Origin of the sequence: Luteococcus sp. Sow4_B9 (assembly GCF_052116585.1) — a bacterium.
Lineage (GTDB): Bacteria > Actinomycetota > Actinomycetes > Propionibacteriales > Propionibacteriaceae > Luteococcus.
On sequence record NZ_JBQKKT010000011.1, the window covers coordinates 21954 to 44895 of the forward strand.

A 22942-nucleotide genomic window follows, 5' to 3' on the forward strand; every position below is an offset into this window, starting at 1 on the left:
GGTACGAGGGCTCGGCCCGTGCCGAGCGCGGGCACCCCGTCCGTGACGCGATGCGGCGACATGGATCCAACCTCCTGTTGACCGATGATCACTTCTCGTTCGTGGGCCCGCCGAACATGATCTCGTCCCAGCTGGGGATCGATGCGCGCTTCTTCCGCGACCGCGGACGGGGCTTCGGAGCCGGCTTCTCGTCGGGAACCGGTTCGGCGTCGACAGCCGGATCCGTGCTTCCAGTGAATTCCTGGTCGGCCTCGCCGGTGTGGACGGGCAGCTGCGGTTCAGAGTCTTGGACCGCCGGGGCCGGCGGGAGCTCTGCGACGGGCTGCTGCGGACCGTCAAGCTGCGGAACCTGGGCTGCACCGCCCTCGAGGGCAGCACCCGGCGTCGCGTCCGAGCCGCCCACGGCGGGATTCTCGTCCGCTTCCTCCACGGCGGCGGTGCCGTCCGCCTTCACCTCGGCAGCGGTGCGGTCCGCTTCCTCCACCTCGGCAGCGGTGCCGTCCGTGTCCTCCTCGGCACGAGCGTCGTCCGACGGTGCCTGCTGTGTGACCGGGCTGGCCAGACCGGCGTAGATGTTCACCGAGTCCTCGGCAAAGGAGCTGAGCATCTCGTAGAGGACGTCCATGTCCGAGGTGTTCTTGGGCACGAAATCGTAGACACCGTCCACCTCCTCCAGCTCGTCGGCGGGGAAGTCCTGGTCCTCGCCCTCGCTGGGGGCCTCGGGCTCCGGCTCGCGGGACTCGCTGGGCGTCGCCGCCTCGAAGGGAGGACGCTGGCCGGGCAAAGATCCGGTCTGGACGGCGCGCACCAGGGCCAGTTCATCGTTCAGGTCCACCGTCGGCTCGGCATCGGTCGGGTCTCCGGTGGCACGGTTCGCGGCGGTCACCTCGCCGATCAGTTCCCGGGCAGGGTCATCCTGCGCGACGCTGAAGCGGGCACGCATGTCGAAGATGAAGTGCGCGTCCTGGTGATTGCCCTCGGCATCGTCATAGCTGGCCCGCACGGTCCACCTGCGGTCCTCATTGCGCCAGGCATCCCACTTCACCTGCTCGGACAGAGCACTGCCCAGCCGCTCCTCGACCACCGAGCCCATGGCCCGGACCGAGCCTGTCTCACCACGACGACGCACGGGGCACTGCAAGGCGGTCAGCGCGATGTGCTCGCGTTCGGCCAGCACCGGGGCAGCGTAGGGTTCGACCTTCTCCGCCGGTACTCCTGCTTCCTGCGCCACGTCCTCCAGCGAGGCTCCGGACCGGATTCGGTTCTGGATGTCGCGAGGGCTGAGGGCGCTTGTCATGTTCTTCTCCACTGCTGGCGGAACGGGGTGCACGTCATGGTTCTGGGTTCTGTCGGGCTGGCGTGTGTTCGGGGGGCCGTGCCCGCACGTACTGTTCAGGTCACAGTACTGCTGCTTCCAACCTATCGTGACCTGCCAGCCGCGGTCGCGTCCCTCCTCTGCCGACGCGCCGTCGGGCGGCCAGAGGTGTGCGCAGGGTTCGGATGGTCTGTCAGTATCGGCACATGACTGCCCGTACGACGCCTGAACCCCGAACCTCCAACGATCCGCTCTCGCCGCACGATGCCATCCTGCTGGTTTCCTTCGGTGGGCCGGAAAAGGCTGACGAGGTCGTGGACTTCCTCGAGGTGGTCACCCGGGGGTCCGGCATCCCCCGGGAGAGGCTGGCAGTGGTGGGGGAGCACTACTTCCTGTTCGGTGGCCGCAGCCCGATCAATGACCAGAACAGGGCACTGATCGCTGCCCTCGCCGAGGAACTGGCCGAGCGCGGCTCAGAGGTCCCCATCTACTGGGGCAACCGGAACTGGCATCCCTTCATCGACGAGGCGATCCAGCAGATCGTCGCCGACGGACACCAGCGCGTCCTGATGGTGACCACGAGCGCCTATCCGTCCTATTCCGGCTGCCGCCAGTACCGCGAGGCGGTGGCCGATTCCGTGCAGCGACTGGCCCCCGGACTGCAGGTGGACAGGGTGGGCCACTACGCCCTGGATGACGGCTTCATCCGGGCCAATGGCGAAGCGCTGGTCCGGGCCCGCGCCGAAGTGCCCGGTGCTCGCGTCGTCTTCGTGACCCATTCGATTCCCACCCACATGGACGCAACGTCGGGAGCTGAACCCGAAGGACATGCCTACCTGCGCTGGCACCAGGAAGTGGCCGCACGGGTGGCTGGCCTTGCCGACGTCCAGGAGCACGACCTGGTCTTCTGCTCCCGTTCCGGGCGTCCAGAGCAGCCGTGGCTGGAACCCGATGTGAATGACCACCTCGCGCGGCTGGCCGAGGCCGGAATTCGTGAGGTGGTGCTGGCACCCATCGGATTCATCTCGGACCACATGGAGGTCATCTACGACCTGGACACCCAGGCGCGAGAGACCTGCGAACAACTGGGCATCACGATGGTGCGGGCGGACACGGCGGGCACCTCGCCCGTCTTCGTGCAGGGCCTGGTGGATCGACTGCTCGAGCGATCCGAGCAGGCCCGAGCGGCGCAGTCTGCCGACAGTGCCACCATGCCTCTTGCCACCGGTTGTGGCGGGACAGGTTGCTGCCCCCACCCGCGGGGGCTGCAGCTGCCGGCCGTCGACTGACGAGACCCCGTGGAGAAGGAGCAGGAATCATGAGTACCCAGGACCTCCAGGAAATCTCGCATCAGGATCCGTGGGATGACCTCGACGCGTTCATCGAGCAACCCCGTCTGGCCGGTCTGGAGCTGAGCTGTGACGGCCGCTGGCTGTTGGCCAGCGTTGACCACCTCTCGCAGGACAGAACCGCCTGGCGCCGATCCCTGTGGCGGGTGGACCCCACGGGAGCGCAGCCAGCCCGGCGCCTGACCAGGGGCCTGGACGGCGAGGTGCTGGCCGCCTTCCTTCCCAATGGTGACGTGCTCTTCGGCGGGCGTCGCCCGTTGCCCGTCGTGCCGGCTCCTGACGACCATGAGCGGGGACTGTGGCGGCTCCCGGCCGATGGTGGCGAGGCGCAACTCGTGGTGCGCGGCGTGGAGAGTGCACGCACCGTGCTGAGTGCCCGCGGATCCGAACAGGTGGTCCTGGGCCTGGGGGTTGCCCGCAGCGCGAACAATCTCGCGGCTGATGCCACCTGGCGTGCCGAGCGGTCCCGCGCCAAGGTGGCGGCCATCCTGCATGAGTCCGCCGCGGTGCGGCACTGGGACCATGACCTGCCCGCGGAGCAGGTCCGCTTTGCCCTGTGTCCGCTGCCCGATCCGGACGGGGAGGCCACCTCCGTCGCCGAGCTGGATCTCTTCTCCCCCTGGTTGGGCGACGGACTGTCGGCCGACGCAGTGCTCTCCCGGGATGGTCGGTTCGTGGTGTGCGTCGACGAGCAGGCCGGGCCAAGGGCCCAGCGACGGGGCCGGATCCTGCGCATCCAAGTGGATGACGGCACGGTTGAGAGCCTGCTGGACCAGCAGGACTGCGAGTTCGGTTCGCCGGTGCTCAGCCAGGACGACCGCTGGCTCGCGTGTGTGCGGCATGTGCCCGGCGATGCCCACGAGGCCCCCCACCAGTACCTGCACCTGCTGGACACCACCACCGGTGACCACCGGGACCTGGCGCCTGAGTGGCCGCGGTGGGGCACCCCGGTGGGTTTCTCGCCGGCTGGCGACGTGCTCTATGTGGTGGCTGATGAGGACGGTGATGCACCCGTCTTCGCCGTGGACACCGCGACGGGCGGGGTCCGTCGTCTCACCGGGCCGGGGGCGCACAGCGCGGTGAGCATCTCACCCGACGGGGCATACCTGTATGCGCTGCGCTCCAGCTGGGTTGAAGCGGGCAGCATCGTGCGCATCTCGGCCACGACGGGCGAGAGCACCGTGCTGCATCGCCCGGCTCCCCAGGTGCCGCTACCCGGAAAGCTGGAGAGGATCAGCACCACGGCGGCCGACGGCCAGCAGATCCACTCCTGGCTGGCGGTGCCCCACGAGGCCACGGCAGAGCGACCCGTGCCGCTGGTGCTGTGGGCGCACGGTGGGCCGCTCAACTCGTGGAATGCGTGGAGCTGGCGCTGGTGTCCCTGGTTGCTGGTCAGCCAGGGCTGGGCGGTTCTGTTGCCGGACCCGGCCCTGAGCACCGGCTATGGGCGCAACTTCATCCAACGCGGCTGGGGCCGGTGGGGTGAGGAGCCCTTCACCGACCTGATGACGGCCACCGATGCAGCGCTGGAACGCGATGAGCTCGACGAAGGGCGCACCGCCATGATGGGCGGCTCCTTCGGCGGCTACATGGCCAACTGGATCGCGGGGCACACGGATCGCTTCCGGTGCATCGTCTCGCATGCCAGCCTGTGGAACCTGGACTCATTCCTCGCGGCGACTGACCACCCGTGGTACTGGGAGCGGGAGATGACCGTCCAGATGCGCTCGGAGCATTCGCCGCATCTGTTCGCCGACGCCATCCACACGCCGATGCTGGTGATCCACGGGGACAAGGACCATCGTGTGCCGATTGGGGAGGGGCTGGCTCTGTGGTGGGCCCTCAACCGCGGCCACGACGGCGCGCCGGAGGAGCTTGCCCACAAGTTCCTGTACTTCCCCGACGAGAACCACTGGGTGCTCACTCCGCAGCATGCGCGGATCTGGTACGCAACCGTGCGAAGCTTCCTCGCCCAACACATGGAGGGGCGGGCCTTCATCCGCCCGGGCTTGGTGTGATACACATGTGCCTGCCCTTGGGGCGGAACCGATTTCCGGAGCGGGAACAAAGCCTGCTCCAGACGTGTTGAGGGCACACCGACGACGCGGATTCTCGACGACAGCAGGAAGGACGACATGGCGACCGATTACGACGCCCCTCGCAAGACTGACGAGGAAATCAACGAGGACTCCATCGAGGAGCTCAAGAACCGTCGCAATGACAAGAACTCGGGCAAGGTCGACGAGGATGAGGTCGAGGCTGCTGAGTCCTTCGAGCTGCCCGGTGCCGACCTGTCGCACGAGGAGCTGACCGTCCGCGTTCTCCCGCGCCAGGCCAATGAGTTCACGTGCGCGTCGTGCTTCCTGGTCAAGGCGGCCAGCCAGATGGCTGAGACCAAGGGTGGTCAGAGCTACTGCGTGGACTGTGTCTGAGTCCGCACTCACCTGAGATCGACGCAGCTCGTCCGCACGACGAAGGGGCTGTCCTCCCGGCCGGGAGGACAGCCCCTTCGTCTTTTGGTCCCTGTGACGAGGCCCCTGGCCTGGGACCCCGTCATCAGGGTCCGGCGTCAGATCTTGAACTTGACCTTCTGGGTGGTGTCCAGACGTTCGCCGGTCACTGCCTCGAAGCGGCGGCCGACATAGCGGTTCAGCACCAACTGGCTGACTCCGAGTCCCACACCGGAGGCCAGCGCCCACATGGCGGCATAGGTCGGGGGCACCTCGGGATCATTGGGGTCCGGCGGATTGTCACCCGTGGCAACCTTCCATCCGGCCTTCAGCACCTTCTGCGTGACCACGGTGGTCACTGCGCCGAGCAGTCCGGCGTAGATCTTGAAACCGATGTTCTGGCTCGTGGTGGCCATCGGGTCTCCTCACGTTGGCGTTGATGCGATGCCATGGAGTCCGCGTCTCGCGGGGCATCTTCGCAGTCCATGGTAGGCCCGCTGGGCAGCCAGTGGAGGGCACCGTTCGCGCTCGGCGCAGCTGTCGCGGGGACCCGGTAGGTTGGTTCCATGCGCACAGGCCCCGTCCCCACAGCCCAGGACCCTCGTGAGCACCTCACGGTGCCTCCCACCTGGTGGCTGTTCGCCCTTGCGTTCGGCTTGACATTGGTGGTGGTCGTGGGCGCGTACACCAATTTCTGGTTCGGCGCGGCCACCGCGGTGCTCAGTCTGCTGGGTATCGGCGCCGGCTTCTACCACTTCGGACATCCAGTGGTCGCGGTGGACCAGACCGGTCTGCGTGCTGGCCACGCCCATATCGACTGGGAGTGGGTCGCCGGCGCTGAAGCCCTCGACGAGAAGCAGATGCGGGAGGCTCTGGGCCCGGGTTCCCTGGCCTCGGGCTGGTTCCTGACGCGCCCCTACATCAAGGGCGGCGTTCGCGTGGAACTAGCGGACCCGGCCGATCCACACCCCTTCTGGTTGGTCAGCAGCCGTAGGCCACAGGTGGTGGCGCACCTGGTGAATGAGCGTGCGGCGGGCCGGCCGTGATGACTGACGCAGAAGCCGCCCAGACGGGCCCCCTCCATGCGCTCCGGGTGAGGCGACTCGACCCGGAACTCCCGCTACCCACCCGCGCACATCCCGATGACGCCGGACTTGACCTGATGACCACGGCTGACGTGGTCCTCGCGCCAGGGGAACGAGTGCTGGTGGGAACCGGCCTGGCCATCGCCCTGCCCCGCGGCTTCGTCGGACTGGTCCATCCGCGTTCGGGACTTGCGGCAAGGCACGGCGTCACCGTCGTGAACGCACCGGGAACGGTCGATTCCGGCTACCGGGGAGAGATCAAGGTCTGTCTGCTGAACACCGATCGTCAGCACAGCGTCACGCTGCACCGCGGCGACCGCATCGCCCAACTGGTGGTTCAGGCCGTCGAGCTGCCGGCGGTCGTCGAGGTGGTCGAGCTGGATGCCTCCGATCGTGGTGCCGCCGGACACGGCTCCACCGGGGGAGTGCTCGGGTGGCAGCGGGGCGACGAACCGACGAGCTAGGATCGACGTCGTTGCCGGGCGAAGGTCGCCGCGGCGTGCGGAAGGGATGTTATCCGTGAGCACTGGGCCCATTGACAACCAGGACGTCGAGCAGGTTGAGAACGGCCAGGAGCCGGTCAACCCCGACGATCCCCGCTGGCTCGAGTTGGACGAGAAGGACTGGCGCGAGGACGGCCCCTATGACATCGACGAGGTGGACCTCGACGCCGACGAGATCGATCGGCTGGACTTCGGTGGCGTCATCCTGACCCCCTTCGAGGGGATGGGCATGCAGCTGCAGGTGGACGAGAACACCGGCAATGTGCAGGCCATCCTCGTCCTGCATGAGAATTCCGCCATCGAGATTGCGCTCTTCGGCGCGCCCGCCAGCAGCTCCATGGCAGCGGACATTCGCCGGGAGATGGTGCAGGTCACCGCGCAGCAGGGCGGCGACGTGCAGCTGGCCGAGGGGCCCTTCGGCGCGGAGATCCGCCGGGTCATCCCGCTGCAGGACGAGCAGGGTCAGCAGGTGTACCACGTCTCCCGCTCCTGGTTCGCTCAGGGGCCGCGCTGGCTGCTGCGCGGTGTGGTGATGGGCGAGGCCGGAATGCACGACGGTGTGGATGCCCCCACGGAGCTCTTCCTGGAGATCTTCCGCAACCTCGTGGTCCGTCGCGACGAACAGCCGCGCGTGCCGGGCGACCTGATTCCCCTCACCATCCCCGCTGAGCTGCAGCAGTCCGAGGCCGTCGAGCCCGGTGACGCCGCACTCCAGTGAGCGCACCATCGGCTCCGCAGCCCAGGGGCAGCGGGTCATGAGCATGTTCAGTCGTTCCCTGCGCCGATTCCAGGCGCAGGACACTCCGGCGGAGAACGTGGCGCCGGACCACACGCGGTCTTCGATCGCCACTGTGACGCCCCGCCGCGTCGCGGTGGTGCGTGGCCGCGTTCGCAGTGCGACGGTGACTCCGGATGGTCCACGGTGGTTGGAGGCCACCATCGACGACGGCACCGGTGAACTGGTGCTGATCTGGATGGGGCGCCACAGCGTCCTGGGCGTCGAGCAGGGGCGGCTGATGGAGGTCGAGGGGCTGGTCACCCGTTTCCAGGGGCGGCTGGCCATCTACAACCCCAAATACACATTGTTGCCCGGTTGAGGTGATGCGGTCAGCCCGTGGGCCGTTGCCGTCAGAGGCCGTGGGCTGGCACCAGGAGACGGGCGAGTTCTCGCTCGTGCTCCGGCGAGACGACGAAGATCAGCTCGTCGCCGGGCTCGAGGACATTGCCATCGTCCGGCCGCATCGCACGTCCCTGCCGAATCACGGCAACCAGGACGGCGTCACCGGGCAGCGAGATCGCGCGCAACTGCTGGCCCACCCGGGGGCTCTCCGCCGGGAGGGTGAGTTCCACCAGATTCGCGCTGCCGCTCTTGAAGGTGAAGATCCGCACCAGGTCGCCGATGCTGACGGCCTCCTCCACCAGGGCAGACATGATCCGCGGGGTGGACACGGCGACGTCGACGCCCCAGACCTCGTCGAAGAGCCATTCATTCTCGGGATGGTTCACTCGCCCCACGGTCCGCGGCACGCCAAACTCGGTCTTGGCCAACAGAGTGTGCACGAGGTTCGCCTTGTCATCGCCGGTGGCCGCGATGCAGACGTCACAGGTGTCCAGTCGCGCCTCGCTGAGCGTGTCCAGCTCACAGGCGTCAGCCAGGAGCCATTCGGCGGTCGGGACGGACTCGGTCCGGATGGCGTCCGGGTCACGGTCGATCAGCAGAACCTGGTGCCCGTTGGCGATCAGCTCCCGTGCAATGGAACTCCCGACATTGCCTGCTCCGGCGATGACGATGCGCATGTTCTTCTCCTGGGGGTTCCGGGCTGGTCAGCGATGGACGGGGGATGTGCTGAGCACATCCTCGATCTCGTCGGTGCGGTCGATCTCGATGGCGGCATAGAGCAGGTCGCCCTCCTGGAGCACCGTGTGCTCGTCGGGCACCATGCCGACTCCGAAACGCACGATGAAGGGCAGCGGGGTGCGCACGGCGCGGGTGATCTCGCCAATCGTGTGACCGATCCAGCCGTCGTGGGTGTGGACCTGGACCAGGCGGGCATTGCCTGCGGGGTCTCGCCAAACGGGTTCCGATCCCTCGGGCAGGAGCCCGCGCAGCACCTGGTTGGCGGCCCAGCGCACAGTGGCAACCGTCTGGATGCCCAGCCGCTCGTAGACCTCGGCCCGCCCCTGGTCATAGATCCGACAGACGACGTTCTGGATGCCGAACTCCTCGCGCACGACACGCGCCGCGAGGATGTTGGAATTGTCACCGCTGGAGACCGCCGCAAAGCCGTCGGCCTGGCGGATGTTGGCCCGCTCGAGCACGTCACGGTCGAAACCGACCCCCTTGACGGTGGTGCCCTTGTAGTCCGGCCCCAGACGACGGAAGCTCTCGGCGCTGGTGTCGATCATCGCGACGCTGTGGCCGCGCTTCTCCAGACTGCGGGCCAGGCTCGAGCCGACGCGCCCGCAGCCCATGATGACGATGTGCATGTGCCTGCCTCCAGGGTGGTTCACGGAACGGGAAAACGGTACAGCACCTCGAAGGCGGGCCCCGGGCCGCGGGTGGTCGTGTGGCATCCCCGTGTCTGCTGAGCGAGGATGGGCGGGTGACTGACTCCGCCCGCCCCGCAACCGCTTCCGACGAGCCGTGGGATGACCCCACAGGAACGGTGGTCGGCCCCGTCGATGTCGGGCCGGTGGCCCACGGCGGGCACTGTGTGGCCCGGCTGGACGGGCGGGTGGTCTTCGTGCGGCATGCCCTGCCCGGGGAACGCGTGATGGTCCGCATCACAGACGCCGGCCGCAAACGGTTCTGGCGAGGCGATGCGGTGGAGGTGGTCGAGGCATCGTCGGACCGTACCCAGGCTCCCTGCCCGATTGCCGGGCCGGGAGGCTGTGGAGGCTGTGACTTCCAGCACGTCACCCCCTCGGGGCAACGACGTCTCAAGCAGGCGGTGGTTCGCGAGCAGCTCGACCACTTGGCGGGGATCACCTGGGATGGTGAAGTGGAGTCCGTCGAACCGCTGACGGGTTGGCGCACCCGGACCAGGTTCGCGGTCGAGCGCGCACAGGAGCAGCAGGGCCTTGCGGTGGTGGGAATGCGGGCACATCGCTCCCATGAACTGGTACGCCTGCCCCAGCAGGGCTGCATGATCGCGGATCCCCGGATGCCGGGGCCAACCGAATTGCAGCAGATCGCGCAGGCAACCGAGGGCGACGAGATCCGCGTGGTCGTGCCGGCAGGTGGGGAGCCCGTCGTGGTCACCGATCGTGCGCAGAGCGCCGTCCTGGTCGAGGAGTCGTGTGGCGGCCGCCGATACCTGGTCCGTGCTGATGGCTTCTGGCAGGTTCACCCCCAGGCCGCCCAGGTCTTGGTGGATGCGGTGATGGATCTGGTGCGCCCCGAAAGTGGCGAGCGGGCACTGGACCTCTACTGCGGTGTCGGGCTCTTCGCTGGAGAACTGGCGATTCGGGGGTGCCGTGTGGTGGGGGTGGAGCAGGCGGGCGCGGCTGTCCAGCTCGCTCGACGCAATGTGCCCGGAGCCCGCTTCATCGCCGCGCCCCTGGTGAAGGCGCTGGCAAAGTTGCCGTCGTCGGTTGACGTCGTGGTCCTCGACCCACCCCGAACGGGCGCGGGAGCGGAGGTGGTGGCCCATCTGGCAGGTCTGGGTGCCCGCGCGATCGCCTATGTGGCATGTGATCCGGCCGCCCTGGCACGTGACCTCAAGACCTTTGCGGAGCACGGCTACCGGGCGCAGGAGATCCGAGCTTTCGACCTCTTCCCGATGACCCACCATGTGGAGTGTGTCGCCCTGCTCACGCCGCAGCACCCGGACCCGGACCATCAGCCCCGGACGGGGGTGGATGCATGAGCGTGAAGTGCACACTGTTGGTCAACATCTGGAATGTCCAAGGGGGGCCTCGCCTGCAGGCGGAGGTCAGCGCCCAGGAGGTGGAGTTCGCATCGATCCCCGCCTCGGGGGACCGACTGCGGGCTGGCAGCCTGGGGGCCGCCATGGGGTCCCTGATGGGCCTGCCGACGATCGACCGGGTGGAACATGCGCCCCGGCTTCCCTTTGAGGATGGCGGGCACAGGACGGCTCGCACGGTGGTCGTGGTGAACCTTGCGCTCTCGCGGGAGCTGGCCACCGACGAGCTGGACCGGATCGTCGACGCGGGTTGGACCGTGATTCAGCACGGGAGCCTGCGCAGCTGAGATGACCGGAGCCTGTGGGTTGGCGCGGGTGGCCCGTTGGCAGAATGGGGGAGTGCCCAAGCATTCCGCCCTGTGTCCGATCCGTCCTGGCGATCCCTGCAGTCTGTGCCAGCCGGGCGCCGATGGTCCCCAGAACTGTGGGCTGGTCTACTTGGTGATGGATGATCCAGAGCTTCGTGAGGCCTGGAACCACAATCGACGCGATCTGATGGCGCGGGGCCGCAAGACGCAGGACCGCACAGCCCAGGACCATCGGTCCTCCGACGATTCCTGAGCTGTGGGTCCAGAACTGTGAACTCCCTCACCACGAGGGATTTTGGACATGAAGATCGCGCATTATTCAGCGTCATTGCGGGTGGCCCGAGCGCGGTGGGTGTAGCAGACTGGGCTCGGATTCCCGTTTGAGCGGGCTCGTCCCGTCGAACATGATATCTTGACATCAAGAGACTTTGGCGCAGGCGCCAGAGCCGACCGACCCAGGAGTGATGCATGAGCGTCAACAGCTTTGGGGCCAAGTCCACCCTTGAGGTGAATGGCCAGTCCTACGAGATCTTCCGGCTCGATGCCGTCGAGGGCTCCGAGAAGCTCCCCTACAGCCTCAAGGTTCTCCTCGAGAACCTGCTCCGCACCGAGGACGGTGCCAACATCACCGCCGAGGACATCAAGGCGCTGGCCGCCGGTGCTCCGACCGGTGAGCCCGACAAGGAGATCCAGTTCACCCCGGCCCGCGTGATCATGCAGGACTTCACCGGCGTGGCCTGTGTCGTCGACCTGGCCACCATGCGCCAGGCCGTCGCCGACCTCGGCGGCGACGCCGACAAGGTGAACCCGCTGGCTCCCGCCGAGCTGGTCATCGACCACTCGGTCATCGCCGAGTACTTCGGCACCCCGGATGCGCTGCAGCTCAACACCGACGTCGAGTACCAGCGCAACCTCGAGCGCTACAAGCTGCTGCGCTGGGCCCAGGGCGCCTTCGACGAGTTCAAGGTCGTCCCCCCGGGCACCGGCATCGTCCACCAGGTCAACATCGAGAACCTGGCCCGCGTGATCTTCCCGCGCACCGTCGACGGCGTGCTGCAGGCCTACCCGGACAGCTGCGTCGGCACCGACTCGCACACCACCATGGTCAACGGCCTGGGCGTCGTGGGCTGGGGTGTTGGTGGCATCGAGGCCGAGGCCGCCATGCTCGGCCAGCCGATCAGCATGCTGATCCCCAAGGTCGTCGGCTTCAAGCTCTCCGGCCGCCTGCCCGAGGGCGTCACCGCCACGGACATGGTGCTGACCATCACCGAGATGCTGCGCGAGCACAAGGTCGTCGGCAAGTTCGTCGAGTTCTACGGCCCCGGCGTCTCCGAGGTGCCGCTGGCCAACCGCGCGACCATCGGCAACATGAGCCCCGAGTACGGCTCGACCATCGCCGTGTGGCCGATCGACGACAAGACCACCGACTACCTGCGCCTGACCGGCCGTGACGAGGACCAGATCGCCCTCGTCGAGGCCTACGCCAAGGAGCAGGGCCTGTGGCACGACGCCAGCAAGGAGCCCGTCTACTCCGAGTACATCGAGCTGGACCTGTCGACGGTCGTCCCGTCGATCGCCGGTCCCAAGCGCCCGCAGGACCGCATCGTGCTGGCCGAGTCCAAGCCCTCCTTCGAGGAGAGCGTCAAGGCCTACACCGCCGACCCGGCCAAGACCGTTCCGGTCACCCTGGCCGACGGCCGCAGCTTCGAGCTGGCCAATGGCGCCGTGACCGTCGCGTCGATCACCTCCTGCACCAACACCTCGAACCCGAGCGTCATGCTGGGCGCCGCCCTGGTGGCCAAGAAGGCCGCAGAGAAGGGTCTCAAGCCCAAGCCCTGGGTCAAGACCACCGTCGCCCCCGGCTCGCAGGTCGTCACCGACTACTACGAGAAGTCCGGCCTGCAGAAGTACCTGGACGAGCTCGGCTTCAACACCGTCGGCTACGGCTGCGTCACCTGCATCGGCAACACCGGCCCGCTGATCCCCGAGGTCTCCAAGGCGATCAATGACAATGACCTGGCCGTCACCGCCGTCCTGTCGGGCAACCGCAATTTCGAGGGCCGCATCAGCCCCGACGTGAAGATGAACTACCTGGCCAGCCCGCCGCTGGTCATCGTCTACGCGCTGGCTGGCACGATGGACATCGACCTGGCCAATGACCCCATCGGTCAGGACCAGGATGGCAATGACGTCTTCATGAAGGACATCTGGCCGACCACCGAGGAGATCGAGGAGGTCATCGGCGGCTCGATCAGCGCCGAGATGTACAAGGCTCGCTACGCCGACGTCTTCGCCGGCGACGAGCGTTGGCAGAACCTCGACACCCCGGAGGGCAACCTGTTCGCCTGGGATGAGGCCTCCACCTACATCCGTCGCGCACCGTACTTCGACGGCATGCCCGCCGAGCCCACCCCGGTCAATGACATCCAGGGCGCTCGCGTGCTGCTGAAGCTGGGCGATTCGGTCACCACCGACCACATCTCCCCGGCCGGCTCGATCAAGTCGGACTCGCCTGCTGGCAAGTACCTGACCGACAACGGTGTGGAGCGCAAGGACTACAACTCGCTGGGCAGCCGTCGAGGCAACCACGAGGTGATGATCCGCGGCACCTTCGCCAACATCCGTCTGCGCAACCAGATCGCCCCCGGCACCGAGGGTGGCTTCACGCGTGACTTCACCCAGGCCGATGCCCCGGTGACCACGGTCTACGAGGCGGCCGAGGCCTACCAGAAGGCCGGCACCCCGCTGGTCGTCCTGGCCGGCAAGGAGTACGGCTCCGGTTCCTCGCGTGACTGGGCCGCCAAGGGCACCACGCTGCTGGGTGTCAAGGTGGTCATCGCCGAGAGCTACGAGCGCATCCACCGCTCGAACCTGATCGGCATGGGTGTCATCCCGCTGCAGTTCCCGGAGGGCCAGAATGCCGACTCGCTCGGCCTGGACGGCACCGAGACCTTCGACGTCGCGGGCGTGACCGCCCTCAACGAAGGTGTGACCCCCAAGACCCTGCACGTCACCGCCACCAAGGCAGACGGCAGCACGGTGGAGTTCGATGCGATCCTGCGCATCGACACCCCCGGGGAGCGCTCGTACTACCTGAACGGCGGCATCCTGCAGTACGTGCTGCGCCAGCTGCTCAAGAAGTGATCGACGCCCTGCGGGGCTGATCCTGAAGGGCCGCGGGCCGTACCTCCTGTCATGGAGGTACGGCCCGCGGTCCTTTCATGTCCGGACTCGGGGCGGTGAGCCGGTTCGTTCATGGGATGAGCGGGTTGTGAGCAGTCGCCAGCGTCGCGTACGGGGAGTCACCATGGTTTCAAGAGCATCGTCATCCCGGACTTCGGGCCTACCCTGGGTCATTCCCGACGAGGCCCAGGTGGGAGCTCCACCGGATGCCCAACGAGGAGGAGGGGATCATCTCGTCCGAGTGGAATGGTGCCGTCATCCAGGCGCTGGGGGAGGGCTGACCGGTGGCCTGCTGACAGCTGGGTCATCCCACTGGTGTTTCGAACAGGTTTTTGAAAAACTGTCAGAGGCGCCCGGCAGTCTTCCTCCCACGGGCCGGCACCACGGCCCGTACCGTGCGCTTCGCGCGAGCCAGAGGAGGAATTGTGTCCGTCGCATTCAGGCAGTACCCCAGTACGCGCCAGCACCCCGACTTCCATGCCGGAGGATCCGTTCGCACCGTGTCGGCCCGCCCGAACGGCAGTAGGAGTACCGCAGCGCAGCAGGTCTATGTGCCACCGGGCTGGCCCGTCGAGGTGATGCCGCCGGGGGCTCCGGACTGGGAATCCAGCGCCATCGTCTGGTTGCTGGACCAGTGCCCGGCCGATTATCGCGGCTATCCGGTGCTGCGTCGGCACCCGGTGGTCCTGGCGCGGCTGGCGGCCGAGTTCACCGAGGGGCAGATCAGGTCCAGCCAACAGGCCCTGGCCACCGCCCGGCCGGCACTGGGGGACTTCGTGGACGGCCGCGTCCTGGACCAGGCAGCGGATGCCATCCAGTCCGAACAGGCTCGCCTGGTCCGGGTGCGTCGGGCGGTGATGCTGGTGGAGGAGGCCCTCCGGGGTGGATTCTTCGTTCGCAAGCTGTGATGCAACCCAAAGGAATGCTTGGCCATTGCCCGGGTCGGCCTAAGATGTCTCCCATGGCATTGTTGGACCAGATCAAGGAGCCCGCGGATCTGCGCGGGTTGTCGCGCGCGGAACTCGATGAATTGGCACGTGAGATCCGCGCCTTCCTGGTGACCAATGTCAGCCGCACCGGCGGGCATCTGGGGCCGAATCTGGGCGTCGTGGAACTCACCATTGCCATGCACCGGATCTTCGACTCGCCCCATGACCCGCTGATCTTCGACACGGGCCACCAGAGTTATGTGCACAAGATCCTGACCGGTCGTGCAGACCAGTTCGAGACCCTGCGCCAGAAGGGTGGCCTGTCCGGCTACCCCTCGCGCGCGGAGAGCGAGCACGACTGGGTGGAGAACTCCCACGCCTCCACCTCCCTGAGCTGGGGCGAGGGGCTCGCCAAGGCCTTCCGGCTCAAGGGCGAGGAGCGCACCGTCGTCGTGCTCGTCGGCGACGGAGCTCTCACCGGTGGCATGGCCTGGGAGGCGCTGAACAACATCGCCGTCCAGGAGGGCCTGCGCCTGGTCATCATCGTCAACGACAACGGACGCTCCTACACCCCCACCGTTGGTGGTCTGGCAACCCACCTCGCCGGCATGCGCACTGATCGCCGCTACGAACAGGTGCTCGACGTGGCCAAGCGCAGCATCAACAAGGCCCCGATCTTCGGCCGGCCTGCCTATGACCTGCTGCACGGCATGAAGACCGGGCTCAAGGATGTCCTGGCACCCCAGGGTCTGTTCAGCGATCTCGGCCTGAAGTATGTCGGCCCCATCGACGGGCACGACGAGGAAGCCGTCGAACGGGCCCTGGAACAGGCCAAGGGCTTCGGTGACCCCGTCATCGTGCACTGCATCACCCAGAAGGGGCGCGGCTTCAAGTTTGCCGAGGACAACGAGGAGGACCGCTTCCACGCGGTCGGCAAGATCAACGAACTCACCGGTGAACCTTTGAGCGCGTCGGTCCAGGCCACTTGGACCGACGCCTTCAGCGACCACATGGTGCGGCTGGGCGACCAGCACCCCGAGCTGGTGGCCATCACCGCCGCCATGCTGCACCCGGTGGGCCTGGCTCGTTTCGCCCAGGTCTTCCCGGACCGCGTCTTCGACGTCGGCATCGCCGAACAGCACGCCGTCACGTCCGCCGCCGGCCTCGCGGCGGGAGGCCTGCACCCCGTCGTGGCGGTCTACTCCACCTTCCTGAACCGGGCCTTCGACCAGATGCTGATGGATGTGGCCCTCCATGGTCTGGGCGTCACCTTCTGCCTTGACCGGGCGGGGGTCACCGGCACCGATGGGGCCAGCCACAACGGCATGTGGGATGTCTCCATGTGCAGCCTGGTACCCGGCATGCGGCTTGCATCCCCCCGCGACAAGAAGCGGCTCGAGGAAGCGCTGGAGACCGCGATCACCATCGACGACGCCCCGACCGTGCTGCGCTGGTCCAAGGAGAAGTTGCCCGATCCGATCGAGGCCGTACGCCAGCTCGACGGGATGGACATCCTGCGTCACGCCGAGGACTCGGAGGTCCTCATCGTGGGTTATGGGCAGTTCATGGGGATGGCGCTGGACGTGGCCGATCGCCTGGCCCGTCAGGGTGTCCGCGCGACGGTCGTCGATCCCGTCTGGTCCATCCCGGTCAATCCCTGCCTGGTGGACCTCGCGGCAGGGCACCAGCTCGTCGTCAGCATCGAGGACTCCATGGTGGCCGGCGGAGTCGGAGCCCAGCTCGGCGACCAGATGCGTCGGATGCGCGTGCAGACGCCGCTGATGTGCTTCGGCATTCCCCAGACCTTCCTGGAGCACGCCACCCGCAACGAGGTGCTCGACGAGAACACCCTGACCGGGCAGGACATCGCCCGCGAAGTACTGGGCTGCTACCTCGCCGGCAGCCAGCCACTGGAGACCGGGAGCGACGTCACGGCGAGTAGTCAGGACCTGACCGACTGACTTGGTGATGCCCGGCCGGGGGTCACCGGCGCTGGGCGTCACTGCTCCGGAAAGAGCTCCACGAGCACAGGCACCACGATCTCCCGCTGCCAGGGCCGAGCGCCCAGTTCCTCGAGCCTCGCGTCGACGGCCTCCGTCGTGAATGCAGGAGGTTCGAAGGTGATCCGGCGCAGGGTGTCGGGACTGATCAGGTTCTCCGGGGGCATGCCCAGCTTCTCCGCCAGCTGCTGCGTGGCGGGCCTGACCCGATTCCAACGGGCAAAGGCCTCCGGGTGCCGTCGTTCCCAGCTGCGCGGAGCTGGCGGACCGTCCGGGGACATCCGCAAGGCGGGTAGTTCCCGGGAAGTCAGGGCCGTCACGCGTTCCAAGGCCTGGATCCAGTTGTTCTCGTACTGCTTGGCGGTGCGACGCTTGAAGCCATTCACCCCGCGCAGCTCCTCCTTCGTCGGAACATGCGCTGGCTTGGTGGTACCCGCCAGCACGGCCAGCTCGCTGATCGCGGCATCCTGCACGAGTCGTCCGGGGGCCTTGTCCAGCCGGGCGGCCAGTTCATCCCGGGTGGTCCACAGCTCCTTCACGACGGCCATCCCCACTTGGCTTCGCACCTGGTGCAGACCGTGGACCCGGCGCCAACGCTCCTTGCGGGGTGCCACGTCATCGGTGCAGTGTTCCGCCAGCCAGGCAAATTCTTGTTCCGCCCACTCCAGTTTGCCCGCTGCCTCCAGCTCCCGCGCGAGCTTCTCCCGCAGCTCCACCAGCAACTCCACGTCGAGTGCGGCGTAGTTCACCCACTCCTCGGGAAGGGGCCGGCGGGACCAGTCGGCCGCCGAGTGCTCCTTGAGCAGGCGTACCTGGAAGAACTGCTCCAGCATGGCCCCCAGACCAACCCGGGGGAGTCCGAGCAGTCGCCCGGCCAGTTCGGTGTCGAAGATCCTTCGCGGTACCAGACCGGCCTGCACCAGGCAGGGCAGGTCCTGGGTTGCCGCATGGATGATCCATTCGGCGTCCCCGATCGCCTCCTGCAGTGACTGCAGCTGCGGCACGCCCGCAGCGTCCTCGAAGGCCACCGGATCGATGATGTGGGTGCCAGAACCGTCGCGTCGCATCTGGAAGAGGTAGGACTTCGACGAGTATCGGAAGCCTTGGGCACGCTCCGCATCCACCGCGACCGGACCGGTCCCCTCAGCCAGGCGGCGCACGGCCTCGGCCAGGGCCTGTGGCGTGTCCACTACCGCTGGAATGCCCTCGGCGGGGCGGTCCAGGACGGGCAGGTCCTGCGGGCCTTCGGATTCGGAACTGCTCATCGCCACATCGCCAGCTTCATCACTTCTTGTCCTTCCCCATTGGCCCTGATCGGCCACCCCGATACTGACCCTGATCGGCCACCCCGATACTGACCCTGATCGGCCACCCCGCGTTGTCCCGCACCCTGAACCACGCGGGGTCAACCCGTCATTGAACCGCTTCACAGGCTTGGCCCGCGACGCCCACCACCGGTCCGCGCAGCGAGCCGCACGATCCCGGGCGGCAGATCCGGCAGCCCGGCCGTCGTGCAGAGCAGGTGTTCCCACGCGGCGAGGTGCCGGGCCAGGTCGTCGGGCCCGTCCAGGAGGGGAGTCCAGGATGCTCTGATCTCCACTTCGGCGCGCTCGGGCTCGTCCTCCATGGCCCCGAAACAGCGGCTGGACACGGCTGTCACCGTGCCCGAAGCTGCACAGTACCGCGCGCCCTGCCTGTGGAGGGCATCGGTGAGCCAGGACCATCCGACCTCCGCCAGCAGGGGATCGGTCACCATCTCGAGATCCACCTCGGCCCGGGCCAGTGTCACGCAGCGATGGGTTCCCTCCCAGGCCTCGACACCCGCTGGGTCATACAGCAGGACAAGACGGCCGGATCCCAGTTCTGCCCCGTCCTGGTCAACCTCCGCCTCCACTGCGACGGCGTGCGGCGCGATTCGCTGCGGTGACGGTATGCGCTCGACGGTGACCTCGTGCCGCCAGACCTGCTGGTCGAGCCGGTCCACCAGTTCGGCGAAGACGTCGGCGTCCGCGTCGGGAGGAAGTTCGGCACTCACGTCCTCGACCCTATGCACTGGGGAGCCGCCCGCGACGTGGACGCGCCGGGGTCCGCCCCTTCGTCCAATGTGTGGCTTGCGAGCGACTGTGGTTGAATCCGGAGCGTGACTGATCCCACCATCCCAGCCCTCGTCGCCGCGGCGCGACGTCAGCAGGGCACCGAGCTGCCCGTCTGGTTCATGCGTCAGGCCGGCCGCTCGCTGCCGGAATACCGAGAGCTTCGCGTGGGGACGCGGATGCTCGATGCCTGCTCCGATCCGGAGATGATCCACGAGATCACGCTGCAACCGGTGCGCCGGCACAAGGTGGATGCTGCCATCTTCTTCTCCGACATCGTGCTGCCCCTCAAGGCGATCGGGATGGACCTGGACATCGTTCCCGGCACCGGTCCGGTGGTGGCCAACCCGATCCGCCGTCGGGAAGACCTGGCCCAGCTGGTGGAGATGACTCCCGACCACGTCGACTTCGTGACCGCGGCGATCAAGACCATCGTCGACGAGCTGGGGGAGACGCCGCTGATCGGCTTCGCCGGGGCACCCTTCACGCTGGCGAGCTACCTCGTGGAAGGCGGCCCCTCCAAGGACCATTCCCGCACCAAGTCGATGATGGCGGGCGATCCGGAACTGTGGAATGAGCTGTGCCAGCGCCTGGTGCAGATCTCCACGGTCTTCCTGCAGGCCCAGATCGATGCGGGCGCCCGCGCCGTGCAGCTCTTCGACTCCTGGGCGGGAGCGCTCAGCGAGCGTGACTACCGCGCCCAGGTGCTGCCTCACAGCACCCAGGTCTTCGGGGCGCTCGAGGGGGACGTGCCCACGATCCACTTCGGGGTGGGCACCGCCGAGCTGCTTGGCGCGATGGCTGAGGCCGGCAGCGACGTGGTGGGTGTCGACTGGCGCACGCCACTCGACGTGGCCTCGGCCCGCATCGGCGCCAACAAGGCGGTCCAGGGCAACCTGGACCCGGCGCTGCTGCTGGCGCCCTGGGATGTCTTGGCCGAGCGCGTGCGTGAGGTGATCCGTGCGGGTGCCAAGGCCCCCGGTCACATCTTCAACCTCGGGCACGGCGTGCCTCCCACCACCGATCCCACGGTGCTCACCCGGATCGTCGAACTCATCCACACCGAGGGGCCGGCACTGCGCGCCGAAGCGGGCTGCTGACTCCCAACCCACACTGCGAAGGAAGAAGGAAACATGAGCAAGCGCGTCGACCATGAGGCGATCAACTCCGAGACCAACTACATGATGGTCTCGGTCTTCGCCCGGACCAGTGCCGTCAGGCCCGAGGCGGTCCAGCAGGCCCTGGAGGCCGTCGAGCAGGCCACCGAAGGAAAGGACCTGGTGATCCGCGGCTGGTATGACGTGGCCGGCTTCCGTGCCGACGCCGACGTCATGGTCTGGTGGCATGCCCCCAACTCCGAGACGCTGCAGGACGCCTACCTGGCCCTGCGGGCCACCGAACTGGGGGAGACCCTGGTGCCGGTGTGGTCGCAGATGGCCATGCACCGCGCGGCCGAGTTCAACCGTGCCCACATCCCCTCCTTCCTGATGGGGGAACAGGCCAAGAAGCACGTGTGCGTCTACCCCTTCGTGCGCGACAGCGACTGGTACCTGCTGCCCGACGAGGACCGCAAGACCATGCTGCGCGACCACGGACGCATGGCCGTTCCCTACCCGGACGTGCGCGCGAACACCGTCGCGTCCTTCGCGCTGGGCGACTACGAGTGGATCCTTGCCTTCGAAGCCGACGAGCTGCACCGCATCGTGGACCTGATGCGTGATCTGCGTGGGTCAGAAGCGCGCCGTCACATGCGTGAGGAGCAGCCCTTCTTCACCGGGCGTCGTCGCGAGCTGTCGGAGATCGTCACCAGCTGGGGCACCCCGCGCGAAGGCGACGGTTGCTGCTGCTGAATCACCGCCCGGGGCTGAGGCCCCGCGGGGGAGTCGTCGTCGAGGTCGTTGAGGGAGCCAGTGAAGAGCAGTAGCACGCGTGCCGTCGTCGCACCGTTGCTGCTTGCCCTGATGCTCATCCTCGGCTGGCAGGCGCTGGTCTCGGTGATGGGCTGGCCATCCTTCGTGTTGCCCTCTCCTGCAGCCGTGGCGCCGCGGCTGGTGGCGGACCTGTCGTCGGCCAGCTTCTGGGCACACGTGTGGGTCACGGTGCTCGAGGCGCTGGGCGGCTGTCTGCTCGGAGCGCTCGCCGGCCTGCCGCTCGCAGTAGCCATCCACGTCTCGCGGTGGTTCTCCGACGCGGTGAATCCCTTCCTCGGCGCCACCCAGGCCATCCCGGCGATCGCCCTGGCACCCCTGCTGGTGCTCTGGGTGGGCTACGGGCTCTTCCCGATCATGCTCTTGTGCGGCCTGATGGTCTTCTTCCCCATCCTGGTCACCACGTTGGTGGGGTTGCGGCACGTCGACCAGGACCTCGTGGACGCAGCCCGAATGGATGGCGCGGACCGGGCCGCCCAGCTGTGGTGGATCGAATTCCCCCTCGCGCTGCCGAGCGCCCTGGCAGGTCTGCGCAATGGCTTCACCCTGAGCATCACCGGCGCCGTGGTGGGGGAGATGGTGATGGGAGGCGACGGCCTGGGACTGGTCCTGGCCGTCCAGCGCGACCAGATGGACACCGTCGGAATGTTCGCCACCATCATGGTGCTGTGTGCCGTGGCCTCCGGCATCTACCTGGCCATCCGGGCGGTGGAACTGCGCTCCCGAGTGGTCGCCGCACAGCTCCGCAGACAGTAACCCGGCCCAGGGACTGGGCCATTCCAACTGGGCCATTGCACCAGCCCCCGAAAGGCAGTCGTGAACCACTTCAATCGCCGTCAGGCCCTGCAGCTCGCCGCCGGAATCGCCGCCCTGGCGGCGGCAGGGTGCAGTGGCACCGCGGTGCAGCGAGCCGAACAGGAAGCCTCGGCTGCTCCGAGCAGCACGCCGAGCGCGCTCGGTTCGGCCACCATTGGGCTGACCTACATCCCGAACATCCAGTTCGCTCCCTTCTACTGGGCCGCCCAGAACCGGGGCTTCGCGGCGCGAGGTGTGGATGCCACCCTGCGCCACCACGGAGCCAACGAGGGACTGTTCACTGCGCTGGCCGCCGGCAAGGAACACTTCGCCATCGCCGGAGGCGACGAAGTGCTGCAGGCCCGTGGGGAGGGGCTGGACCTGGTCACCGTCGCTGGCTACTATCAGCGCTACCCGGTGGCCGTCATCGTCCTGGAGGACTCCGACATCACTGGTCTGGCGGATCTCAAGGGACGGCGGATCGGCCTGCCCGGGGAGTTCGGCGAGACCTGGTTCGGCCTGCAGTTGGCCCTGAGCACTGCGGGTCTCGATCGTTCCCAGGTTCAGGTGACGTCCATCGGCTACACCCAGCAGGCCGCGCTGACCACCAGAAAGGTGGACGCGATCATGGGCTTCGTCAACAACGACGTCGTGCAGTTCACCCAGGCCGGCGTGGCTGTTCGGGAGATCCCCATCGCGGGTGAGATCCCCTTGGTGAGCAGCAGCGTCGTCACAACCCGCGCACTGCTGGAGAAGTCACCGGCGCTGGTGGAGGCCGTGGCTCGTACCGTCGTGGACGGAGTGCAGGCCGTGGTGCGCAATCCTGCCGCGGCCGTGGAGGCCAGCACCAGTCACATCCCGGGGTTGACCACGGCGCAGGCCCGCAAGAACGCGATGGCCACCCTGGAGGCCACCATCCCCCTCTGGCGTGGGGGCGAAAGCGAACCGACGCTGCGGCTGTCCACCGAACAGTTCATCGCGATGGAGGCCTTCATGTCGCAGAGCGGCCTGCTGCCCAAACCCGTTGACCCGCTCAAGGCAGTTGCGGTGGACGTACTGGGCTGATCTGGCCCAGCAC

At 67.5% G+C, this 22942-nt stretch carries 23 protein-coding genes; 17 read left to right on the plus strand and 6 right to left on the minus strand.

The genetic code is table 11. From position 1 onward, the window contains the following. Window positions 1–88: 88 nt before the first annotated feature. Complete coding sequence (gene sepH / locus ACTQ49_RS08490) at window positions 89–1330, minus strand: septation protein SepH (protein ID WP_441827412.1); 1242 nt, start codon at window positions 1328–1330, stop codon at window positions 89–91. 191 nt (window positions 1331–1521) lie between these two features. On the opposite strand from sepH, the gene ACTQ49_RS08495 reads away from it, so the two are divergent. From ACTQ49_RS08495 to ACTQ49_RS08505, 3 genes are all read left to right on the plus strand, one after another. Next, a complete protein-coding gene (locus ACTQ49_RS08495; RefSeq protein ID WP_441827413.1) occupies window positions 1522–2604 on the plus strand; it encodes a ferrochelatase in 1083 nt (360 codons plus the stop codon). Window positions 2605–2633: 29 nt separating this feature from the next. After that, complete coding sequence (locus ACTQ49_RS08500) at window positions 2634–4682, plus strand: alpha/beta fold hydrolase (protein WP_441827414.1); 2049 nt, start codon at window positions 2634–2636, stop codon at window positions 4680–4682. A 117-nt stretch (window positions 4683–4799) separates the two neighbouring features. After that, the gene (locus ACTQ49_RS08505; protein ID WP_441827415.1) at window positions 4800–5096 is read left to right on the plus strand and encodes a DUF4193 domain-containing protein; all 297 of its coding nucleotides are present in this window, start codon (window positions 4800–4802) and stop codon (window positions 5094–5096) included. Window positions 5097–5233: 137 nt separating this feature from the next. Here the strand turns inward: ACTQ49_RS08505 and ACTQ49_RS08510 are convergent, their stop codons facing one another. Further along, window positions 5234–5530, minus strand: coding sequence for a DUF4235 domain-containing protein (locus ACTQ49_RS08510; protein WP_441827416.1), 297 nt, complete (start codon window positions 5528–5530; stop codon window positions 5234–5236). A gap of 150 nt (window positions 5531–5680) precedes the next feature. Between ACTQ49_RS08510 and ACTQ49_RS08515 the strand changes: the two genes are divergently transcribed. From ACTQ49_RS08515 to ACTQ49_RS08530, 4 genes are read left to right on the plus strand one after another with little or no spacing between them, the layout of a single operon-like run. Beyond that, window positions 5681–6160, plus strand: a complete 480-nt coding sequence (locus ACTQ49_RS08515) for a DUF3093 domain-containing protein (RefSeq protein WP_441827417.1) — start codon at window positions 5681–5683, stop codon at window positions 6158–6160. Then, window positions 6160–6663: a dUTP diphosphatase gene (gene dut, locus ACTQ49_RS08520; RefSeq protein ID WP_441827418.1), complete on the plus strand. Its 504-nt coding sequence runs from the start codon at window positions 6160–6162 to the stop codon at window positions 6661–6663. The genes ACTQ49_RS08515 and dut overlap by 1 nt, the downstream gene beginning before the upstream one ends. A 46-nt stretch (window positions 6664–6709) precedes the next feature. After that, a complete protein-coding gene (locus ACTQ49_RS08525) occupies window positions 6710–7420 on the plus strand; it encodes a DUF3710 domain-containing protein (RefSeq protein ID WP_441827419.1) in 711 nt (236 codons plus the stop codon). A 37-nt stretch (window positions 7421–7457) separates the two neighbouring features. Beyond that, on the plus strand, window positions 7458–7799 hold the full coding sequence (locus ACTQ49_RS08530) for an OB-fold nucleic acid binding domain-containing protein (RefSeq protein ID WP_441827420.1): 342 nt from the start codon (window positions 7458–7460) through the stop codon (window positions 7797–7799). Between the two features lie 31 nt (window positions 7800–7830). Here ACTQ49_RS08530 and ACTQ49_RS08535 read toward each other — a convergent pair whose 3' ends face one another. Both ACTQ49_RS08535 and ACTQ49_RS08540 read right to left on the minus strand, forming a co-directional pair. After that, window positions 7831–8499 carry a potassium channel family protein gene (locus tag ACTQ49_RS08535; RefSeq protein WP_441827421.1) on the minus strand — a complete coding sequence of 223 codons (669 nt, stop codon included), beginning with the start codon at window positions 8497–8499 and terminating at the stop codon, window positions 7831–7833. Window positions 8500–8526: 27 nt separating this feature from the next. Continuing rightward, on the minus strand, window positions 8527–9189 hold the full coding sequence (locus tag ACTQ49_RS08540) for a potassium channel family protein (protein ID WP_441827422.1): 663 nt from the start codon (window positions 9187–9189) through the stop codon (window positions 8527–8529). Window positions 9190–9368: 179 nt separating this feature from the next. Here ACTQ49_RS08540 and ACTQ49_RS08545 point away from each other — a divergent pair, with 179 nt between their 5' ends. From ACTQ49_RS08545 to dxs, 6 genes are all read left to right on the plus strand, one after another. After that, window positions 9369–10571 (plus strand): class I SAM-dependent RNA methyltransferase, encoded by a 1203-nt coding sequence (locus tag ACTQ49_RS08545; protein ID WP_441827489.1) that lies wholly within the window; start codon window positions 9369–9371, stop codon window positions 10569–10571. Between the two features lie 2 nt (window positions 10572–10573). Further along, window positions 10574–10915 (plus strand): hypothetical protein, encoded by a 342-nt coding sequence (locus tag ACTQ49_RS08550; RefSeq protein ID WP_441827423.1) that lies wholly within the window; start codon window positions 10574–10576, stop codon window positions 10913–10915. Between the two features lie 52 nt (window positions 10916–10967). Beyond that, window positions 10968–11189: a DUF6767 domain-containing protein gene (locus ACTQ49_RS08555; RefSeq protein ID WP_441827424.1), complete on the plus strand. Its 222-nt coding sequence runs from the start codon at window positions 10968–10970 to the stop codon at window positions 11187–11189. Between the two features lie 215 nt (window positions 11190–11404). Further along, entirely contained in the window at window positions 11405–14080 is a 2676-nt protein-coding gene (gene acnA / locus ACTQ49_RS08560; RefSeq protein WP_441827425.1) for an aconitate hydratase AcnA, read from the plus strand. 464 nt (window positions 14081–14544) lie between these two features. Next, window positions 14545–15027, plus strand: coding sequence for a hypothetical protein (locus ACTQ49_RS08565; RefSeq protein ID WP_441827426.1), 483 nt, complete (start codon window positions 14545–14547; stop codon window positions 15025–15027). A 53-nt stretch (window positions 15028–15080) separates the two neighbouring features. Beyond that, window positions 15081–17009 carry a 1-deoxy-D-xylulose-5-phosphate synthase gene (gene dxs, locus ACTQ49_RS08570; RefSeq protein ID WP_441827427.1) on the plus strand — a complete coding sequence of 643 codons (1929 nt, stop codon included), beginning with the start codon at window positions 15081–15083 and terminating at the stop codon, window positions 17007–17009. Window positions 17010–17047: 38 nt separating this feature from the next. Here dxs and ACTQ49_RS08575 read toward each other — a convergent pair whose 3' ends face one another. Continuing rightward, on the minus strand, window positions 17048–18313 hold the full coding sequence (locus ACTQ49_RS08575) for an HRDC domain-containing protein (protein WP_441827428.1): 1266 nt from the start codon (window positions 18311–18313) through the stop codon (window positions 17048–17050). A 161-nt stretch (window positions 18314–18474) separates the two neighbouring features. Next, on the minus strand, window positions 18475–19083 hold the full coding sequence (locus ACTQ49_RS08580) for a DUF3000 domain-containing protein (RefSeq protein ID WP_441827429.1): 609 nt from the start codon (window positions 19081–19083) through the stop codon (window positions 18475–18477). A 105-nt stretch (window positions 19084–19188) separates the two neighbouring features. Here ACTQ49_RS08580 and hemE point away from each other — a divergent pair, with 105 nt between their 5' ends. The 4 genes from hemE to ACTQ49_RS08600 are packed head-to-tail and all read left to right on the plus strand — an operon-like array spanning window position 19189 to window position 22929. Next, a complete protein-coding gene (gene hemE / locus ACTQ49_RS08585; protein ID WP_441827430.1) occupies window positions 19189–20241 on the plus strand; it encodes a uroporphyrinogen decarboxylase in 1053 nt (350 codons plus the stop codon). Window positions 20242–20274: 33 nt separating this feature from the next. Next, window positions 20275–20991, plus strand: a complete 717-nt coding sequence (hemQ, locus tag ACTQ49_RS08590; RefSeq protein WP_441827431.1) for a hydrogen peroxide-dependent heme synthase — start codon at window positions 20275–20277, stop codon at window positions 20989–20991. Between the two features lie 60 nt (window positions 20992–21051). Beyond that, entirely contained in the window at window positions 21052–21825 is a 774-nt protein-coding gene (locus ACTQ49_RS08595; protein WP_441827432.1) for an ABC transporter permease, read from the plus strand. A 60-nt stretch (window positions 21826–21885) separates the two neighbouring features. Continuing rightward, window positions 21886–22929: an ABC transporter substrate-binding protein gene (locus tag ACTQ49_RS08600; RefSeq protein WP_441827433.1), complete on the plus strand. Its 1044-nt coding sequence runs from the start codon at window positions 21886–21888 to the stop codon at window positions 22927–22929. The last annotated feature ends 13 nt before the right edge of the window (window positions 22930–22942 follow it).

Bases quoted from the DNA above. Each gene is read 5' to 3' on its own strand.
- ACTQ49_RS08495 (WP_441827413.1), top strand. From the start codon at position 1,522: ATGACTGCCCGTACGACGCCTGAACCCCGAACCTCCAACGATCCGCTC.
- ACTQ49_RS08500 (WP_441827414.1), top strand. From the start codon at position 2,634: ATGAGTACCCAGGACCTCCAGGAAATCTCGCATCAGGATCCGTGGGAT.
- ACTQ49_RS08505 (WP_441827415.1), top strand. From the start codon at position 4,800: ATGGCGACCGATTACGACGCCCCTCGCAAGACTGACGAGGAAATCAAC.
- ACTQ49_RS08510 (WP_441827416.1), bottom strand. From the start codon at position 5,530: ATGGCCACCACGAGCCAGAACATCGGTTTCAAGATCTACGCCGGACTG.
- ACTQ49_RS08515 (WP_441827417.1), top strand. From the start codon at position 5,681: ATGCGCACAGGCCCCGTCCCCACAGCCCAGGACCCTCGTGAGCACCTC.
- dut (WP_441827418.1), top strand. From the start codon at position 6,160: ATGACTGACGCAGAAGCCGCCCAGACGGGCCCCCTCCATGCGCTCCGG.
- ACTQ49_RS08525 (WP_441827419.1), top strand. From the start codon at position 6,710: ATGTTATCCGTGAGCACTGGGCCCATTGACAACCAGGACGTCGAGCAG.
- ACTQ49_RS08530 (WP_441827420.1), top strand. From the start codon at position 7,458: ATGAGCATGTTCAGTCGTTCCCTGCGCCGATTCCAGGCGCAGGACACT.
- ACTQ49_RS08535 (WP_441827421.1), bottom strand. From the start codon at position 8,499: ATGCGCATCGTCATCGCCGGAGCAGGCAATGTCGGGAGTTCCATTGCA.
- ACTQ49_RS08540 (WP_441827422.1), bottom strand. From the start codon at position 9,189: ATGCACATCGTCATCATGGGCTGCGGGCGCGTCGGCTCGAGCCTGGCC.
- acnA (WP_441827425.1), top strand. From the start codon at position 11,405: ATGAGCGTCAACAGCTTTGGGGCCAAGTCCACCCTTGAGGTGAATGGC.
- dxs (WP_441827427.1), top strand. From the start codon at position 15,081: ATGGCATTGTTGGACCAGATCAAGGAGCCCGCGGATCTGCGCGGGTTG.
- ACTQ49_RS08575 (WP_441827428.1), bottom strand. From the start codon at position 18,313: ATGAGCAGTTCCGAATCCGAAGGCCCGCAGGACCTGCCCGTCCTGGAC.
- hemQ (WP_441827431.1), top strand. From the start codon at position 20,275: ATGAGCAAGCGCGTCGACCATGAGGCGATCAACTCCGAGACCAACTAC.